General features: G+C 48.0%; 19 protein-coding genes. 5 read left to right on the top strand and 14 right to left on the bottom strand.

Annotated features, from left to right (window positions below):
- Window positions 1-193 precede the first annotated feature (193 nt).
- The 6 genes from JNC77_RS08155 to JNC77_RS08130 form a co-directional block, all read right to left on the bottom strand.
- On the bottom strand, window positions 194-991 hold the full coding sequence (locus JNC77_RS08155; RefSeq protein ID WP_374831310.1) for an ABC transporter ATP-binding protein: 798 nt from the start codon (window positions 989-991) through the stop codon (window positions 194-196).
- Window positions 988-2052 (bottom strand): dihydrodipicolinate synthase family protein, encoded by a 1065-nt coding sequence (locus tag JNC77_RS08150; RefSeq protein WP_374831308.1) that lies wholly within the window; start codon window positions 2050-2052, stop codon window positions 988-990. The genes JNC77_RS08155 and JNC77_RS08150 overlap by 4 nt, the downstream gene beginning before the upstream one ends.
- A 47-nt stretch (window positions 2053-2099) precedes the next feature.
- Window positions 2100-2924: a GNAT family N-acetyltransferase gene (locus JNC77_RS08145; protein WP_374831306.1), complete on the bottom strand. Its 825-nt coding sequence runs from the start codon at window positions 2922-2924 to the stop codon at window positions 2100-2102.
- Window positions 2911-3978, bottom strand: coding sequence for an NAD-dependent epimerase/dehydratase family protein (locus tag JNC77_RS08140; RefSeq protein ID WP_374831304.1), 1068 nt, complete (start codon window positions 3976-3978; stop codon window positions 2911-2913). The genes JNC77_RS08145 and JNC77_RS08140 overlap by 14 nt, the downstream gene beginning before the upstream one ends.
- On the bottom strand, window positions 3975-4787 hold the full coding sequence (locus JNC77_RS08135; protein WP_374831301.1) for an ABC transporter permease: 813 nt from the start codon (window positions 4785-4787) through the stop codon (window positions 3975-3977). Before JNC77_RS08135 ends, JNC77_RS08140 begins: the two co-directional genes overlap by 4 nt.
- Before the next feature lie 92 nt (window positions 4788-4879).
- On the bottom strand, window positions 4880-5524 hold the full coding sequence (locus tag JNC77_RS08130; protein ID WP_374831299.1) for a TetR/AcrR family transcriptional regulator: 645 nt from the start codon (window positions 5522-5524) through the stop codon (window positions 4880-4882).
- 184 nt (window positions 5525-5708) lie between these two features.
- Between JNC77_RS08130 and JNC77_RS08125 the strand changes: the two genes are divergently transcribed.
- Entirely contained in the window at window positions 5709-6704 is a 996-nt protein-coding gene (locus JNC77_RS08125; RefSeq protein ID WP_374831297.1) for an ABC transporter substrate-binding protein, read from the top strand.
- A gap of 97 nt (window positions 6705-6801) precedes the next feature.
- On the opposite strand, the gene JNC77_RS08120 is transcribed toward JNC77_RS08125, so the two are convergent.
- Genes JNC77_RS08120 through JNC77_RS08100 form a run of 5 tightly spaced genes read right to left on the bottom strand, consistent with a single transcriptional unit; the run spans window position 6802 to window position 10819 of the window.
- Entirely contained in the window at window positions 6802-7371 is a 570-nt protein-coding gene (locus tag JNC77_RS08120) for a GAF domain-containing protein (RefSeq protein WP_374831295.1), read from the bottom strand.
- A complete protein-coding gene (locus tag JNC77_RS08115; RefSeq protein ID WP_374831293.1) occupies window positions 7325-8068 on the bottom strand; it encodes an ABC transporter ATP-binding protein in 744 nt (247 codons plus the stop codon). The genes JNC77_RS08120 and JNC77_RS08115 overlap by 47 nt, the downstream gene beginning before the upstream one ends.
- Complete coding sequence (locus JNC77_RS08110) at window positions 8065-8925, bottom strand: ABC transporter ATP-binding protein (protein WP_374831291.1); 861 nt, start codon at window positions 8923-8925, stop codon at window positions 8065-8067. Before JNC77_RS08110 ends, JNC77_RS08115 begins: the two co-directional genes overlap by 4 nt.
- The gene (locus tag JNC77_RS08105) at window positions 8922-9827 is read right to left on the bottom strand and encodes an ABC transporter permease (protein ID WP_374831289.1); all 906 of its coding nucleotides are present in this window, start codon (window positions 9825-9827) and stop codon (window positions 8922-8924) included. Before JNC77_RS08105 ends, JNC77_RS08110 begins: the two co-directional genes overlap by 4 nt.
- Window positions 9824-10819, bottom strand: a complete 996-nt coding sequence (locus tag JNC77_RS08100) for an ABC transporter permease (protein ID WP_374831507.1) — start codon at window positions 10817-10819, stop codon at window positions 9824-9826. Before JNC77_RS08100 ends, JNC77_RS08105 begins: the two co-directional genes overlap by 4 nt.
- A 116-nt stretch (window positions 10820-10935) precedes the next feature.
- On the opposite strand from JNC77_RS08100, the gene JNC77_RS08095 reads away from it, so the two are divergent.
- The 4 genes from JNC77_RS08095 to JNC77_RS08080 all read left to right on the top strand — a co-directional run bounded on the left by JNC77_RS08095 (window position 10936) and on the right by JNC77_RS08080 (window position 14573).
- Window positions 10936-11088, top strand: coding sequence for a hypothetical protein (locus JNC77_RS08095; RefSeq protein ID WP_374831287.1), 153 nt, complete (start codon window positions 10936-10938; stop codon window positions 11086-11088).
- A gap of 47 nt (window positions 11089-11135) precedes the next feature.
- Entirely contained in the window at window positions 11136-11765 is a 630-nt protein-coding gene (locus tag JNC77_RS08090) for a helix-turn-helix domain-containing protein (RefSeq protein WP_374831285.1), read from the top strand.
- Window positions 11766-11824: 59 nt separating this feature from the next.
- A complete protein-coding gene (locus JNC77_RS08085; protein ID WP_374831283.1) occupies window positions 11825-13411 on the top strand; it encodes an ABC transporter substrate-binding protein in 1587 nt (528 codons plus the stop codon).
- Between the two features lie 61 nt (window positions 13412-13472).
- Entirely contained in the window at window positions 13473-14573 is a 1101-nt protein-coding gene (locus JNC77_RS08080; RefSeq protein ID WP_374831281.1) for a M24 family metallopeptidase, read from the top strand.
- 65 nt (window positions 14574-14638) lie between these two features.
- Here the strand turns inward: JNC77_RS08080 and JNC77_RS08075 are convergent, their stop codons facing one another.
- From JNC77_RS08075 to JNC77_RS08065, 3 genes are all read right to left on the bottom strand, one after another.
- Window positions 14639-15430: an outer membrane protein gene (locus tag JNC77_RS08075; protein ID WP_374831279.1), complete on the bottom strand. Its 792-nt coding sequence runs from the start codon at window positions 15428-15430 to the stop codon at window positions 14639-14641.
- Window positions 15431-15571: 141 nt separating this feature from the next.
- Window positions 15572-16054: a hypothetical protein gene (locus tag JNC77_RS08070; protein ID WP_374831277.1), complete on the bottom strand. Its 483-nt coding sequence runs from the start codon at window positions 16052-16054 to the stop codon at window positions 15572-15574.
- A 3-nt stretch (window positions 16055-16057) separates the two neighbouring features.
- Window positions 16058-16822 carry an EAL domain-containing protein gene (locus JNC77_RS08065; RefSeq protein WP_374831275.1) on the bottom strand — a complete coding sequence of 255 codons (765 nt, stop codon included), beginning with the start codon at window positions 16820-16822 and terminating at the stop codon, window positions 16058-16060.
- Between the last annotated feature and the right edge of the window lie 185 nt (window positions 16823-17007).

Genomic DNA, 17007 nt, shown 5'->3' with positions numbered 1-17007 from the left:
GTTTTAAAATAGTATAATACTATAGTATCAGTAATGTTTAATAAAATGAGAGTTTGACATTGCTGCCGTAGCTTGTGAATAAGCAAATTCCATAAAGCTTTAAAATATTTTGATAAAATTAATGAATAAGATTTTTGTGATTAATAGGAAGAGCTGATCTCATTTCAGGATCAGCCCTCAATTTACGATGTCATCAATGCATGCCGAGTTGTCTATAAACACGTTGCACATAATTTCCGAAAGGTTCGGTCAATTTGACTTCCAATGTGCGCGGGGATGGCAGATCAATCTTAAAGTAATCCGCCATACGGGCAGGGCCGGCAGTTAAAACCGCACAATGCGAGCCTAAGAAAATAGCCTCCTGAATGCCATGCGTTACAAAGACAAAAGTTTTCTTGCTCTCTTGCCAGATGCGCAGCATTTCAAGGTTCATCTTTTCGCGGGTGATTGCGTCCAGTGCACCAAAAGGCTCATCCATTAAAACAAGCTTTGGATCATGGATAAGTGAACGGGCAATGGCGGCGCGCTGCTGCATCCCGCCCGACAATTCATAAGGATATTTATCCAGTGCATGGCTAAGGCCAACCATGTGTAAAAGGTCTTTGGCACGCTCTTTGGCAGCTTTTTTTGGCAAGCCTAAAATCTGTGCTGGCAAAATGACATTTTCAGAAATAGTGCGCCATTTCAGCAGCAAAGGCTGTTGAAAGACCATGCCGATATCTGTGCCGTCAAAATCGGTTTTGCTGCCGTCGCCGATGATAACGCTGCCGCCGCTGGCTTTATGAAGGCCTGCCAGAATTTTGAGCACCGTGGTTTTGCCGCAACCGGAAGGCCCGACCACCGACAACAGATCGCCTTCATTGATTTCAAGCGTTACATCCGAGACAGCAACGGATTCTTTATTGCCGGTATGATAGGTTTTGCGTACATTTTGCAGGCGGATCAAAGGCTGAGCGGCATTGATATTGTGTTGTATTGCCAGATTTGTCATGCGAGCCACCTTTCACGATTTTGCGCTACAAATTCATCATCATGCAAATCCGGATGCGCCTGATAAACGCGTGATATTTCTTCAGCCTGCCCTTGGGAAAGCCCTTCATTCTCATCAAGGCACCAGATGCCTTCAAGCAAACCTTGGCGGCGTAAAACCTCGTGGCATCCGGCTATGCAGCCATGAAAATTATTGGCGACATCAAAAAAGGCTGCATTACAATCGGTAACTTTTGCATCAAGTGCAAGCAGGGATTGCGAAACCGGTTTATTATCGGCAATTTCCTGATGAATGCGATCCAGCAATTCAACGGCGCGTTTTGTCCAGACCGACCAGTGACCGAGCAGACCGCCTTTGAAACGAAGCGTCACCGCTTCATCACCGCGCGCAAAGGTGAAAGGCAATGTGAGGTCGGCAACAATATGGTCATCATTGCCGGTATATAAAGTGATCTTGTTTTCGGCCTTGGCTTTGACAATACCGCGCAAAACATCCAGTGTGCGATAACGATGGAAGGGTGCTACTTTAATCGCAATCGCATTGTCGATTCGCGCAAATTCGCACCAGAAATCTTCGTCCAGAATAATGCCGCCAACGGAGGTTTGCATATAAAACCCAATGACAGGAATTTCTTCTGCAATGGTTTTGCAATGCTGGATCAGCTCTGCACTTGTTTGACCTTTTAATGCGCCCATACTGATGAGAACGGCGTGATAGCCAAGCTCTTTGGCGATTTTTGCTTCATTGAGTGCTTGTGCGGTTTGGCCGGCAACGCCTGCAATCATAGCAAGCGGACGATCTGTCCATGCGCGACTGTCTTCAATGGCAGCTTTGAGCACCGGCTCGTATAAACCGTTGTCGCGAATGGCAAATTGGGTGGTATGTACGCCTACCGCCAGACCACCGACACCGGCATCAACATAATAGCGTGTCAAAGCGCGCTGACGTTTGCGGTCAAAATTGCGTTTCTCATCCAATGCCAGCGGATGCGCCGGAATAACCGCGCCACGGCGAATGATATCGAGAACATTTTCAGGCAGTTGTGTGTAATGTAATCCCATTTTCCTGAACTCCTTGCGCCCCTTTAATCTGGTTATAATCGGACGCTCTATCCAAATTCCGGCCCTGCAATGGCTAGTGTCTGGTATTGTGTTTGTTGAAATTGATGCAAGCCTTTTTGCATCCGCAAAAATGGCCTCTGTTTGGTAAATCCGAGCTGCACCAGACCTTGGGCAAGATTTGCAAAATCATCCAGCAGATCAATGAAGACAGCGCCTGGTAATTGTTCGATCAGGATTTCGATGCTCTGCAAGGCTTTGACTTCATTGCAACCAATAACCGGCCCTATCTGCCACGCTAGGCGACCATCTCTGACAAAACATACTGTTGATGCATCCGAAGATATTGCCACCGGATAGCGCTTGTTGAAATTGTCCAGCAGGAAATGTCTGTTCGCGCCAAAAGCACTGTTCGCTTTGTCAATAGCCGCATCGGCATAGCCTTTTGCTGGTGTTGCGAACGCCAGAGTTTTGCCAGAACCCTGCCAGCGTGTGATTTTGCAACAAGGCACAAATCCGAGTGCGCGGTAGATCGGTTCACCTGCCGGTGTCGCATCCAAAAAGGCTGTGCGGTTTTGAGCTTCTATCCATTGCAAACAATGTTTGAGCAAACTTGTGCCAAAACCTTGTCCGCGCCATTCAGCTTTCGTGAGAACCATGCTAATCCATGCAATATCATCGCCATAAGGCATGATCGCTGCACTGGCTGCCAGTTGTTCCGGCGTTGCAAATACGCCAAAAACCAATCCGTGCCTGAAAAACAGTTCCCAATCTTGTTCGGTTTGGTTCCAGCCTGCTTGACTGGAAAGCAAACAGGCTTGAGCCATGTCTTTTTCAGACAGTTGAACAATATTGAAAGCCTCAGTAGGTGCCATCGCGTGCCTCAAAATGCGTCGGCTTGTTATGCGAGGGCATCTGCGCCATCACCCAATCGGATGTCCACTGCATCATTTGGCCGAGCGAAATGATGGGATAGCCAAACAGACGATTGGAAAGTGTCGCATTGGAGAGCCACACTTTATCGGCTTCTTCACCCGTGATAATGGCTTCTTTGCCCATCATGCGGGCAAATTCATTGGCAAGCCAGCGCACAGAAATTGTTTCAGGGCCGGTCACATTAATCGGGGATGTCGGCACGGTTGCATGTAACAGGCAGCGCAATGCAATAGCGTTGGCATCGCCCTGCCAGATCACATTGGCATGTCCCATGGTGACATCGACCGGCAGGCCATCGCGGACTTTAACTGCGACGTCATGCAGAACACCATAACGCAGATCAATTGCATAGTTGAGGCGATAGAGAATGCCGGGTGTTTGATGGGTTTGCGAAAAATGTTCCAGCAAACGCTCACGACCGATGCAGGATTGTGCATATTCGCCCGGAGGGTTGAGCGGTGAATTTTCATTGCTGCCCATGCTGTCGGTGGCCACAAATTCATAAACACAACCGGTCGAAAAGGCGACAATGCGCGACTGGTGGAAGATTTCCGCGATCAAAGCCGGCATCAGCGTGTTGGTTGCCCAAGTGGCAGCCTGCTCACCGCTGGAACCAAACTTGCGACCTGCCATAAAGATGATGTTTTTAATCTTCGGCAGTTTAGCCAAAGCTTCGCGATCCAGCATATCGCAGGCAATGGTTTCAATGCCGTGCATTTCCAATTGTTCACGCGCAGCAGGGTCACTATAGCGTGCAACTGCCACAATGCGTTTTTCAGGTGCTGCATTTTTGGCAAGACGCGCAAGTGATGGCCCCATTTTACCGGATGCACCGAGGATCATGATATCGCCGTCCAGTTTACGCATATCATCAATCAAAGCTTGGGACGGCAGCGACAAGAAAGCTTCAAGTTCGTCTGTGGAGGTAAAACCAGCAGGATGATTGCTGAGATCCAGCACTTTGATGCCGTTTTGTGATGAAGTCTGTGTCATGATTTTCTCGCATCTTGTGGAACGATCATATGCTCAAGAAGCAGCACTGCGAGATAAAGCAGCATGCCGATAAGCGTGATAAGGGTGACGGCCATGAACATTGCCGGCGTATCAAGGGAGGCTTGTACCTGTATCATCAGATAGGCCAGACCGCGGTCGGAAGCGATGAATTCACCCACCACAGCGCCCGCAACAGCAAGAATGGTTGCAACTTTCATGCCGGAGAAAATGAAAGGCATGGCACCCGGCAATTGAATGTAGATAAATTGCTGCCATTTGGTGCCGCGCAATGAATTGACCAGATCAAGCAGATCGGGTTCGATCTCGCGCAAACCCCTGATTGTGGTCAGCAAAATCGGAAAATAGCAAAGCGAGAATGTGATCAGAATATTGGTGCTGATACCATAGCTGAACCAGACAATCACCAAAGGCCCAAGTGCCACTTTCGGGATCATGTTGAGCGTAATCAGCAATGGAAAAGCAAGTGTTGTCAGCCATTTTGACCATGAAAACAGCAAGGCTGTTACAATGCCTAAAACAATAGCCAGCAGATAGCCGCCCAGAATTTCGCTTGCCGTAACCCAGCTATTGTTGAACCAGTCATATTTTGCAGATGTAATGGTTGCGATCACGTCGCTTGGGGCGGGCAGAATATAGCGCGCAACCTCAAACCAACGAACGCCAAACTCCCATAACAATAGCGCCGCCACATGAACTGCAATCGCAATCGCGCGATTTTTATTCACCTCTCGGCGCTTTAAACGGAGCAATTCTTTTTGCTCACTGCCGGAATCGATCGCTTCGGCCATTTATCACTCCCCTGAACTCCTGATTTGAAGTAAACCGCGCTTTCAGGAAAATGTCAACCAACCAGTTGGTTGATTATTTGTGAGGTTTACTTTTACGGCCGCAGCGCATTCAGGATCAGGTCAATAACATGCTGACGTCTGGCATCAATGCTTTCTTTCGAGGTCATATCGCGTTTGAAAATAACCGAGAGCGTTTTGTGATTGGAGAAGTAAAAAAACGAGAGACCAGCAATCGAAAGATAGAGATTAACCGGCTCGAATTTCTGATTGAACAATCCGGCCTCAATGCCTCTGGCCAATGTTTGGTCAATCATTTTCACAAGCGGCGAGTGCATTTCAGCAATATTGTCGGAGGTTTTGAGATGGGATGCGCCCATGCGGTTTTCATCATTGAGAAGCGCAATGAATTCCGGATGCTCGGCCAGATAGTCAAAAGAAAAGCCCACCAGACGTGCCATTGCTTCTTCGGGTGGTAAATCTTCCAGATGAAGCTGCATCTCGCTTTCACGAATTTCGCGATAAACTTCTTCCAACGTCAGTTTATAAAGATCAGCCTTGCTGCCGAAATAGTGATAAACAAGCTGCTTGTTGCAACCTGCCATTTGGGCAATACGATCAACACGGCCACCCTCAAAGCCATATTGGGTAAATTCTGTCATGGCTGCCTGAAGCAATGCTTTTGATGTCGCAACAGGATCACGCTTCTGTACGGTTTCTTGTTTTTTTGGCGCTGTCAAAAATATATCCTTTAATCAACCAACCAGTTGTTTGGTTATTGCGTTCTTTTAACATCTGTGCAAATATTTTACCAGATATGAACGCGGCGTCACGATAGATCAAGCATGCTTTTCATTTCTGACAAGGCTTCAAAATAAGTGATGACTTGAACAAATATAACGGAACATGTTGGGAGGCATATCCATGAAAACGTTCAATAAATTGATTGCAGGATTTTTGGCCTCATGTATCATGGTGCCAGCCGTTGCTTCAGCTGAAAACATCAATATTGTTTTAAACTGGGTGCCGACCGCAGATCATATGCCCTATTTTTATGCCAAACAGGCGGGTTTATATGAAAAAGAAGGACTGACCGTTAATATCGAGAGCGGTCGCGGTTCTGGTGCGGCTGCACAAAAAGTCGGTGCCGGTTTCTCACAATTCGGCATTGCCGATATGCCGACAGTGCTGCTGGCCAAAGGGCAGGGAGCAGATAGTGTGGCCTTGATGACGGTTTACACCAACTCGCCGCAAGGTTTTTATTGGCTGAAAAGCAAAGGCATCAAAGGGCCTGAAGATTTTCCCGGCCATTCAATTGGTAATCCGCCAGCGGATGCTTCTCGTGTGATGTGGCCGATGTTTGCAGAAGCGGTAAAAATTGATCCGGCTTCAGTGAAATTCGTCAATATTTCTCCGCAGGCAAAAGTTGCGTCACTCAAAAGCGGTGCCATTGATATCACCAGTGATTTTTATAACGAACACGACATGAAAGTGCGTGAATTTGGTGATGATCTGGGCTTTTTGGCCTGGCGTGATATCGGTATCAACCCTTATGGCAATTCCATTATTGTCAATGCGGATTATCTGAACAAAAACCCTGAAACTGTCCGTAAGTTCATGCAAGTGACCCAAAAAGCTTTTGAAACTTGCGTGAAGGATAAAGACCCTTGCATTGAGGCTTTGCTTAGTCAGGTTTCCGGCTTGGATAAGAGCAATCAGGAAGATCAATGGAACCGCATTCAGGAGCTAATGCGTGATAAAACCACGACGGAAGTTGGTCTTGGCGTTTTTGATGACGAGCGGATGAAAAACGACTATGAAATGGTCGAGAAATATTTCGATCTGGAAAAGCCGTTTGATATCAAAACGGCTTACAGCAATGATTATCTCGATATGTCGATCAAAATGCCGAAAGAATAAATGCGCAAACGACGAAGGCTCTTTTTATAAAATATAAGATAATTTACTTATATGCCTCGAAATGAATTCAGCATTCCGAGGCATATTTTATTCCAAATTATGCCTGCTGGTTTTTGATATAGCGGCTGGCAAGCCATGCCGCTTTAGCCGGAATAGACAATACAGTATTGGCCAGTTCCACACGTTCTTCCGTGTGGTGGTTTTCACCGTTCAGAATGTTGACGGTACCAACAAGGGTGTCATTTAACACAATCGGCAGATTGATGACCGACGCACAGCCGAGCTTGCCGATCAGCACTGCATCAGGAAAAACCTTGTCGATATCGACGAGGTTGTTGGCGACAAATGTACGACGCTCTTTATGCACGACATCAAACCAGGCATTATAGGTAATCGGTTTGCTGCCGGAGACCGGATACTCTTCCGGGTGCGAGGTGAAAATACGTCCCGAACGCTCGATTTTCATATCGGCTTCCATCAGCGTAAACAGTTTTGCACCAATGACTGCATCGGTCAAACGCCAAAGTGCCTCAAATGGCTGTTCCGGCTGGGTGGCTTTTGCCAATGCTTTATCAAATGCAGTCAATTCTGCTTGAAAACGGGTCATGTCTTTTTCTTCCCTATTGGTTGCCGCCACTGGCGACATATAATTCTTGCGCGTAGTCATTGTTGAAACGTCCTTGTTTCAGCTGGGTGACATCGGCAATTTCCAGCACACGACCGTGGCGCATGATGGCCATCCGGTCGCACAAAAATGAAACAACCGGCAAATTGTGGGTGACCATCAAATATGTGAGGTTGCGCTCTTTGCGTAAGCGTTTCAAAAGGTTCAAAATTTCTGCCTGAACGGAAACATCCAAGGCAGAAGTTGGCTCATCCAACAGCAGCACTTTAGGCTCCAGCATCAAAGCACGGGCAATGGCAACGCGCTGACGCTGACCACCGGATAATTGGTGCGGATAACGGAAGCGGAAGCGTTGATCGAGCCCCACTGCATCAAGCATGTCTTTAACCTTTTGGTCGCGCCCGCTTAAACCATGAATGGACATGCCTTCGGCCAAGCAATCATCAATGGTTTTGCGCGGGTGCAGCGATGCATAAGGGTCTTGAAACACCATTTGGCATTGCAGTGCTGCCTGCTTGTCGGCGCCATGGAGGCGTGATTTGCCCAGAATGGAGATTTCACCGCTCCAATCAGGCGCCAGACCCATGATGGCTTTCAAAATGGTCGATTTGCCGGAGCCACTTTCACCCACAAGGGCAAAGCTTTCGCCATGAGCCACCGATACATTTACATCATGCACAACCTGCGTTCTGCCGTAAGAAATACACAGGTCTTTCAGTTCAATGGCCGCACCACTCATGTACGTGCTCCTGCGCTCCAGAGGCTGCGGTCAAGCACGGGTAGCTCGTCGCGATCCTCATCAATTTTCGGCATGGCGGCAAGAAGACCCTGCGTATATGGATGTTTGGCCTGATGCAGATCTTTCGCCAGACATTCCTCAACAATTTCACCGCTATTCATCACAATGATCCGGTCACAATAGCGGGCTACCAGATTAAGATCATGGCTGATAAGTAAAAGCCCCATGCCATTGTCTGAAACGAGTGCATCCATAATATCAAGCACTTGCGCCTGCACGGAAACGTCGAGTGCTGAGGTCGGCTCATCCGCAATCAGCAAATCCGGCTTCGGGATCAGCATCATCGCAATCATCACGCGCTGCCCCATGCCACCGGATACTTCATGCGGATAAAGCTTGGCGACATGCGCCGGATTGTTGATCCGCACAGCTTCCAGCATCGCAATGACGCGGGCATTTAACTCTTTGCGCGAGATTTTCTCATGCGTTTGCAAAGCTTCCGCAATCTGGTCACCAATGGTCATCACCGGATTGAGCGAAAATTTCGGATCCTGCATCACCATCGAAATACGGCTGCCGCGTAAGGCACGCATTTGCCGCTCGGATGTGTTCAGCAAGTCAATGCCGTCAAAGTTCATCTGGTCGGCAGTAATCTTGCCCGGGCTTCGAATGAGTTTGAGAATGGCACGACCGGTCATGGATTTGCCGGAGCCACTTTCGCCCACAATGCCGAGCTTTTCACGACCAAGGTGAAAGGAAATGCCTTTGACAACATTGACCGGACCGCGTGCGGTCGGGAATGTCACGGTGAGGTTTTTGATGTCCAATAAAGGTTGGCTTGTTTCAGCAGCACTCATTGTTTGCCTCCCTGTTTTGGATCAAGCACATCACGCAGGCCATCACCCAGTAAACAAAAGCCAAGGCTGACAAGAATAATCGCAAAGCCCGGCATGGTTGCCACCCACCATTGGTCGAGAATAAAATTACGACCGCTGGCAATCATCGCGCCCCATTCAGGCAGTGGTGGTTGCGCACCAAGGCCAAGAAAGCCAAGCCCGGCAGCAGTCAAAATAATGCCTGCCATATCGAGCGTCACACGTACGATTGTGGATGAGGCACAAAGCGGCAGCACATGGCGCAAGATAATGCGGGTGTGACCTGCACCTTGAATGCGAACGGCGGCGATAAATTCCGCATCTCTGAACGTGATGGTTTCAGCGCGTGCAATACGGGCATAAACCGGCCATGCGGTGAGGGCGATGGCAATAATCGCATTTTCAATGCCGGGCCCGAGCGCTGCCACAAAAGCCAGCGCCATAATAAGCTTGGGCATGGATAGAAAAATATCGGTGATCGCCATCATGGCGCGATCTACCCAGCCGCCGAAATAGCCGGCAACCGCACCGATAATCAAGCCAAGGGGTGCTGCAATGACGCCAACCATAGTGACAATCAGCAAAGTGATGCGTGCACCATAAACCACGCGTGACCAGATATCACGGCCAAGCTCGTCTGTGCCCATCCAATGTTCACTGCTTGGAGCCATCAAGCGGGCGGTGAGGTTTTGGCTGGTAGGTGAATAAGGGGCAATCATCGGTGCAAAAGCTGCAATCAGCAGCAATGCCAAAATGATAATCAGGCCGATAACGGTCAGCGGATTACGCAAAAGAGCGGTGAAAACGCGCCAAAAACGTCCGATCCGTGCCTGAAAACGCGAAGAAGGCGAGTCGTCTAAAAGCCAGTTGTGCAATGTGCTCATCGGCGCGCCCTCGGATCCAGAAACTGATAGAGAAGATCAGACAATTTGTTGATCAGAATGAAGACGGTACCGATCACCAGTGTGGCACCCAAAACGGCATTCATGTCTGCATTGAACAAGGCAGTCGTCAGATAATTACCGATGCCCGGCCATGAAAAGACGGTTTCAATCATAACCGAGCCTTCAAGCAATGCCGCATAAGACAAGCCGATGACGGTAACGAGCTGAATGCGGATCGGATAAAACGCATGGCGCCAGATCACTCGCCATTCCGCCACACCTTTCACGCGCGCTGTTGTGACAAATTCTTGCCCCAACTGCTCCAGCATGAAGGAGCGCGTCATACGTGAAATATAGGCAAGGCTGAAAAAGCCCAAGATGAATGATGGTAAAATCAGATGCGCAAAAGCATTGGCAAAAATTTCCCAATCCCGCGCGATGATGGCATCAATCAGATAAAGACCGGTGATTTGATCGATCATACCGTCATAAAAAACATCGAGACGACCAGGACCCGCAACCCAGCCAAGATGGGCATAGAAAAATGCCAGGCCGACAAGGCCGAGCCAGAAGGCCGGAACAGCATAGCCGAGCAGACCGAAAACGCGGATCAGCTGATCCAGCCAGCCGCTTTGATGGGTGGCTGCATAAACGCCCATCGGTACGCCAAACACCACACCAATGATTATGCCGATGGTGGCCATTTCTAAAGTGGCGGGGAAAACGCGTGCCAAATCCTGTGCAACTGAACGTCCGGTGGAAATGGAATTGCCGAGATTACCGCTGAAAACATCGCCGACATAAGAGAAAAACTGCATGATCAGCGGGCGGTCGAGACCCATGGCTTGGCGTGCAGCTTCATACACTTCTTTGCTGGCGCGGTCACCGACAACTGCGAGCACCGGATCAATCGGCACAATACGGCCGATGAAGAAAGTGATCGCCAGAAGGCCGATAAAGGTACCCAGAATGACGATTAAAAAATAACTCATATCTTTGAAAGTCTGGCCAAGCCTGCCTGTGACTTTTTCCAGAGAATTCAGACTATTTGAGGCTGAGGGATCAGCAGACATTGCTAATCCTCCCGCCAGAATCAGCCGCATGCGGCATGAAGAAAAAGATCATTGAGCCTCCCACAGGCATGTCATTTGATTTTGCTCAAACAATTGATTTCCGGCGCGTTTCCTATGGTTTTTCAATGAAAAAACCGGATAAAAGCGCTTTACTTCACTATGCTCTTTGCAAAATTTCACTTGGATAATAACGAAAAATCTGATTAAATCAAAAAAATTTTTATGAGGGAAAAATTTGAGTAAAAAACTTGGCCGCCCATCATCAGAGCTTGAAACGCAGATCGGACACCTGATCCGTATGCGCAGAAAGCAGCTTGGCATGACATTGCAGCAATTGGGCGATGGCGCCAATTTGTCGGTTGGTTATCTCAGTCAGGTCGAGCGGGATTTCGCAACGCCCACCTTGGCAGCGCTTGCCGGTATTGCCCGCGCACTGGATGTGAACCTGGATTATTTTATCTCTGAGCCGACATTGGAGCAGGGCTTTACCCAAGCGGCCACCCGCCCGCGCTTTTCGATTGCCGGTTCGCCTTTGCTTTATGAAAAGCTTGGCAGTCAATTGCCGGGCAATCAGCTTTCGTCATTCATTTTGAATGCACCGGCCGGTTATGAGGCCGAGGCTGTCAGCCATGAAGGCGACGAGCTGATTTACATTCTGGAAGGCTCAATCATTCTGTGTCTCGACGGGCAGGAATTTACCATGGTTGAAGGTGACAGCCTGCATTATCGCGGTATCACGCCTCATTCATGGGGCAATCGCAGCGATAAACCAGCCCGCCTATTATGGGTTGGCTCACTGGCCGTTTTCAATAATTCCGGTTTGAACAATGTGGTGGTGCCGGAGGTGCCGACCAAAATTTTGTGATGCATATCAACAACTGACACGCTGACAACAGCACTTAAACTGAAGTGGAGGAAATTTTTATGAAATTTTATAAAGCAGCCTTGATGGCGGCCGCTTTGACACTGCCGTTCATGCAGCCTGCATGGGCGGCAACGCCGGATCATTCCTTGGTGGTGGCACAAAATATCAATGATATTGTAGCACTCGATCCGGCACAGGCTTACGAGTTTTCATCAGGTGAACTGGTCAGCAATCTTTATGACCGTCTGGTGCAATATGATGCAGAAGACACAAGCATTTTGGCAGCAGGTCTGGCATCCGAATGGGTTGCCGATGAAGCGGCAAAAACCATCCGCTTCACCATGCGCGAAAATGCCAAGTTCAACTCCGGCAATCCGGTGCGTGCGGAAGATGTGGTCTTTTCGCTTGCCCGCGTCATCAAGCTGAATCTGACACCGGCTTTCATCCTCACCCAGCTTGGCTGGACACCTGAAAATGTCGATGAGATGATTACAGTCGATAACGGTCAGGTTGTGCTCAAATATGATGGCGATTTCTCATCCGCTTTTGTGCTGAACGTACTGGCTGCCCGTCCGGCTTCCATTGTTGATGAAAAAACAGTGATGGCCAATGAAAAAGACGGCGATATGGGCAATGGTTGGTTGAACACCAACAGTGCAGGTTCAGGCCCTTTCACACTTGCTGCTTATAAGCCGGGTGAAATGGTACGCTTGAACGCCAATCCTGATTATTTCAAAGGCGCACCTGCGATGCGTGCCATTGTCATTCGTCATGTGGCGGAATCTGCGACGCAGCAATTGTTGCTGACATCAGGTGATGTTGATATGGCGCGCAATATGACCGCCGACCAGATTGCCGGTATCAAAAGCGATGATATCAAAGTAGAAAGCTTCCCGCAGGCAGCCGTTCACTTCCTCGCTTTCAACCAAAAATCAGAAGCTTTGCAGCCGAAAGCTGTTTGGGAAGCCGCTCGTTATCTGGTTGATTATGAAGGCATGTCCAATACCTTCCTTAAAGGTCAGATGGTGCCGCATCAGGCATTCTGGCCAAAGGGTTTCCCTGGTTCATATGACGAAACGCCATATAGCTACAACCCTGAAAAAGCCAAACAGATCCTGAAAGATGCCGGCATTAAAACACCGATCAATGTGAAGCTTGATGTGATCAATTCGGCACCTTTTGCCGATATGGCTCAATCCTTGCAGGCAAGCTTTGCTGAAGGCGGCATCAATTTCGACATTCTGCCGGGCACCGGTTCTCAGGTCATTACCAAATATCGTGAACGCAGCCATGATGGCGTGTTGCTCTATTGGGGGCCGGACTTCATGGATCCGCATTCCAATGCCAAAGCATTTGCTTATAACCGTGATAATTCCGACGAGAATTATCAGGCAACCACAGCATGGCGCAATGCTTGGGCGGTTCCAAACGACATCAATGACATGACCGACAAAGCCTTATCCGAGCCAGATGCAGAAAAGCGTAAAGAGCTTTATACTGAACTGCAAAAACGCGTTCAGGCAGAGTCGCCGATTGTCGTTATGTTTCAGGCTGCCTATCAGGTTCCGATGAACAACAAAGTAAACGGCTATGTGAATGGCGCGATTGCTGATTTTGTTTATTATCGTCTTGTGACCAAAAACTAAAAATCAAAGGTTTCGAGGGCTGTATTGCAGCCCTCGAACTTTTGAGATCAGGAATTTGAACATGTCTTTTTCAAACGAAAAGCGTATTGCGGCATTGCGTGAGCAAATGCTTGCAACCGGAACCGATCTGGTGGTGATCGGGCCTTCGACGCATATGATTTATATGAGCGGCGTTGATCCGCATGGCGATGAACGCGCTGTAATGCTGCTCGTTTCGCAAAAACATGCGGGCTTTTTGATGCCTGTTTTGAATGCGGATAGCGCACGCAATAAAACCGATCTGCCATTTGTCACTTGGGCGGATGCCGATGGACCGATTGCCGCTTTTAACGAACTGGTTAGCGCTTGCGAACTGCCAGCCAATCCGGTGATAGCATTGGATGAAACCATGCGTGCGGATTTCGCCTTGCTGGTTTTGGACAATGTTCCGCACACAGCGCGGAAATTTACCAATGACACCGTTGGCCATCTGCGTGCGCATAAAGACGAGCATGAATATGCTCTGCTCAAAGCCAGCGCCTTGTTGAATGATGCTGCCATGCAGGCAGGCTATGATGCATTGAAACTCGGCATTACAGAGCTGGATGTAGCAACTGTTATTCGTGATCATTTCAAGGCTAATAGCGCACGGCCTATTTTCGTCAGCGTTTGCTTTGGTGAAAATGGTGCTTATCCACACCATCATACCGGCGCAACCAAGTTACAAAGCGGCGATGCTGTGATGATCGATATTGGTGCGCGATTGAACGGCTATCCGTCCGACATGACCCGCAGCGGTTTCTTTGGTGAACCAACAGAGAAATTCACGCAAGTGTTTGATATTGTGAATGAAGCAGTAGCAAAAGCAATCGCCGCCGCCAAGCCGGGTGTCAAAGCTTGTGAAGTGGATCGTGCAGCGCGTGATCACATTACACAGGCAGGTTTTGGCGAATATTTCCTGCACCGTACCGGCCATGGTTTGGGGTTGGATGTGCATGAAACGCCTTACATCACCGGCACGTCCGATGTGGTTTTGGAAGAAGGCATGGTGTTCTCGATCGAGCCAGGTATTTATCTGGCGAAAGAGTTTGGCGTACGTCAGGAAGAGATCGTGATCATGCGCTCGACAGGCGCTGAAGTCCTCTCCGACATGCCGCGTGATATGATTGTCAAACAAGCTTGATAATTGATTGATGAAAAAAGCCGCCCGACTGGAGCAGGGCGGCTTCTATTACTGCAGGTTTGAAATTAGAATTTATAATTCAGCCCAACACGTACAGTATGGAAACTGACATCATTTTTCAGTTTGAAATGCGTGCCCCAATCATCCGAGAAATTGGCTAAAGTGGTCTTGCCAAGATCGGTGTAGAGATATTCGCTTTTCAGTGTCCAATTGTTGGTGAAGGCATATTCTGCACCGGCACCAACTGTCCAACCTGCTTTGGTTTTGGATTTTGAAAGGCTTTCTGATTCATAGCCATTCGAAGCATCAGCATAGGATTTGACCTTGCCGTAAGCCAGACCTCCTGTTGCATAAACCATGAAACGCTCAACAGGTGTGTAGCCGAGACGGGCGCGTACTGTACCAAACCAGTTGACTTTGGTGCCGGCTTTTACCTGCAGATCATCTTGATGAAGTTTGATTTCACCCTTCATGTTTGAGCCTTGGAAGTCGGCTTCAATACCGACAATAAAATTATTGTCGAATTGCCAGTTGTAACCTGCTTGCACGCCACCAGCAAAACCACTTGCCGTAATGTCCGCAGAACCAGAGTTTACAATACTACCGCCCGCTGCTCTGAGCGCCATGACTTGAGATTCTGGTGCATTCACTTGTGGTACTGATGTTGATGTGAATGGGTGTTTGAATTTACCGCCGGCATATCCGGCATTTAAACCAATATATCCCCCGGTCCACGAAAATGTATCAACAAAAGCTACGGGTACAGGTTCTGTATAAACAACCGCATCGGCAGCATAAACAGCTGAAATAGCTACGGCTGAAAATACAGTGTATAATAGGGTAGATTTAAGTTTCATAATGACCTCCAAATGAAACAAAGTTTGCAATATTATTCGTTTTTACTAAATAAATATTGCTTTGGGACGAGTTGAATTGCTTAAATTTTCTACTGTTAGATTTAAGCAATACTAAACATATTCAGTAAGTTTAAACGCTTATCAGCCGCCGGAATTAAGTCGTGCTGGTGGCAGTGATCTTGAATATGATGTGAAAGATAACTGAGATGACGCGCGGGATGATGCCAGTGACATCCATAACAACGCTGGCGCCACATAGCTTGCGGTGATCAATGAACTATGCAGACGTTCTGACGAAAAAGAATGTCTGTGAGATTGATCTTTGTCCACACATTGGCATGGTACAGTCTTCCCCTGACAAAACACGTCTCTGGTGCCATCGGGACAGCCGCAATCCGGCCAGCGGGCACAACTGAAAAGCCGTTTTGCATCAAGGCATTGCGGACATATCGGTAATTCTACATTTTCACTGTAACAGTCTTTATTTGCTGCTTCATCAAATTGTAAATGGTCCTTACCAGCAGGTAAGCGGGTTTTTATTTGAACGAGAAAGTCATGCCAGACAGCAGACAGAATATTTTTGACAAAAGACCATTTATGCTTTTTTCCGATGGAATTTGACATGTTTCAAATGTTCCTCATTGCCGGCAATGAGACAGGCTTGGACAGGTGCCAGCCTTGGACATGAGTAAAACCAATTTTCTCGGCGCGTATCAGGTCAGATTCAGTTTCAATACCTTCGGCAACCACTATGGGTGCGAAAGACGTCGCAAATTGTACAAAATGGTGGATGCTGTTCAGCCAGCTATCATCTTGACGTGTGGCCCAAATGAAACCGGCATCGATTTTGATAATATCCGGGTTAAGTGAATAGAGCTGGATAGGGGGTAGATAACCGGCACCAAAATCATCAATTGCGATGCGGCAACCTAAGCTTTGTGCCTCCTCTAACCGATCTGCCAGAGTACTCAAAATCCCAAGTGGGCGGGTTTCGATAATCTCAAGAACCAAGCGTTGCGTTAGATGCTTACGATCTTGGATTTGATCAAGAATAAGAGGCCATTCTTTTTCGCCGGAAACAGTATCTGCACTGATGTTACAACCCAAAACGGCTGTTTGATCTGCTTCGAGCCGATTGAGCACTTCTCCGATCATGTGGAGATCAAGCAAAGAAGTTTTCTGCAAAACTTCCAAGGCAGGGACAAATTCGCTGGCGTTATATAGCTCGCCATTTGGTGCAGCCATGCGGGCAAGACACTCGTGATAAAGAATATCATGGCGATTTTGCGCACAATGGATGCCTTGAATATGGAATGACATGCGAGCTGAATCGATGGCAGAAGCCACTTCCAGCACATATTGATGGTCAAAAGTATCAAATTCATCGAACATTCAGACCCCCAAAGACAAAAATGCCGGGGGCGTGAGGATGCTTATGAAGTTAGTAATTATTTTTAGAACTAATTGATCTAAAAGGATTATTTTAGTTTTATGAAATTCTTTTTTACCCACAAGAGCTGTGGTCAAAAACCATCCTTTTTGTCATTCCTAAGATAATTCAAAAATGCGTCGAATAT

Origin of the sequence: Paenochrobactrum pullorum (genome assembly GCF_041929845.1) — a bacterium.
In the GTDB taxonomy this organism is placed as follows: Bacteria; Pseudomonadota; Alphaproteobacteria; order Rhizobiales; family Rhizobiaceae; genus Paenochrobactrum; species Paenochrobactrum pullorum.
Note: the sequence above shows the minus strand (reverse complement) of the source record. Positions and strands in the feature narration are given on the sequence as shown.

Coding starts and splice junctions, on each gene's coding strand:
- JNC77_RS08155 (WP_374831310.1), bottom strand. CDS start 991: ATGACAAATCTGGCAATACAACACAATATCAATGCCGCTCAGCCTTTG.
- JNC77_RS08150 (WP_374831308.1), bottom strand. CDS start 2,052: ATGGGATTACATTACACACAACTGCCTGAAAATGTTCTCGATATCATT.
- JNC77_RS08145 (WP_374831306.1), bottom strand. CDS start 2,924: ATGGCACCTACTGAGGCTTTCAATATTGTTCAACTGTCTGAAAAAGAC.
- JNC77_RS08140 (WP_374831304.1), bottom strand. CDS start 3,978: ATGACACAGACTTCATCACAAAACGGCATCAAAGTGCTGGATCTCAGC.
- JNC77_RS08135 (WP_374831301.1), bottom strand. CDS start 4,787: ATGGCCGAAGCGATCGATTCCGGCAGTGAGCAAAAAGAATTGCTCCGT.
- JNC77_RS08125 (WP_374831297.1), top strand. CDS start 5,709: ATGAAAACGTTCAATAAATTGATTGCAGGATTTTTGGCCTCATGTATC.
- JNC77_RS08120 (WP_374831295.1), bottom strand. CDS start 7,371: ATGACTACGCGCAAGAATTATATGTCGCCAGTGGCGGCAACCAATAGG.
- JNC77_RS08115 (WP_374831293.1), bottom strand. CDS start 8,068: ATGAGTGGTGCGGCCATTGAACTGAAAGACCTGTGTATTTCTTACGGC.
- JNC77_RS08110 (WP_374831291.1), bottom strand. CDS start 8,925: ATGAGTGCTGCTGAAACAAGCCAACCTTTATTGGACATCAAAAACCTC.
- JNC77_RS08105 (WP_374831289.1), bottom strand. CDS start 9,827: ATGAGCACATTGCACAACTGGCTTTTAGACGACTCGCCTTCTTCGCGT.
- JNC77_RS08100 (WP_374831507.1), bottom strand. CDS start 10,819: ATGAGTTATTTTTTAATCGTCATTCTGGGTACCTTTATCGGCCTTCTG.
- JNC77_RS08095 (WP_374831287.1), top strand. CDS start 10,936: ATGAAGAAAAAGATCATTGAGCCTCCCACAGGCATGTCATTTGATTTT.
- JNC77_RS08085 (WP_374831283.1), top strand. CDS start 11,825: ATGAAATTTTATAAAGCAGCCTTGATGGCGGCCGCTTTGACACTGCCG.
- JNC77_RS08080 (WP_374831281.1), top strand. CDS start 13,473: ATGTCTTTTTCAAACGAAAAGCGTATTGCGGCATTGCGTGAGCAAATG.
- JNC77_RS08075 (WP_374831279.1), bottom strand. CDS start 15,430: ATGAAACTTAAATCTACCCTATTATACACTGTATTTTCAGCCGTAGCT.
- JNC77_RS08070 (WP_374831277.1), bottom strand. CDS start 16,054: ATGTCAAATTCCATCGGAAAAAAGCATAAATGGTCTTTTGTCAAAAAT.
- JNC77_RS08065 (WP_374831275.1), bottom strand. CDS start 16,822: ATGTTCGATGAATTTGATACTTTTGACCATCAATATGTGCTGGAAGTG.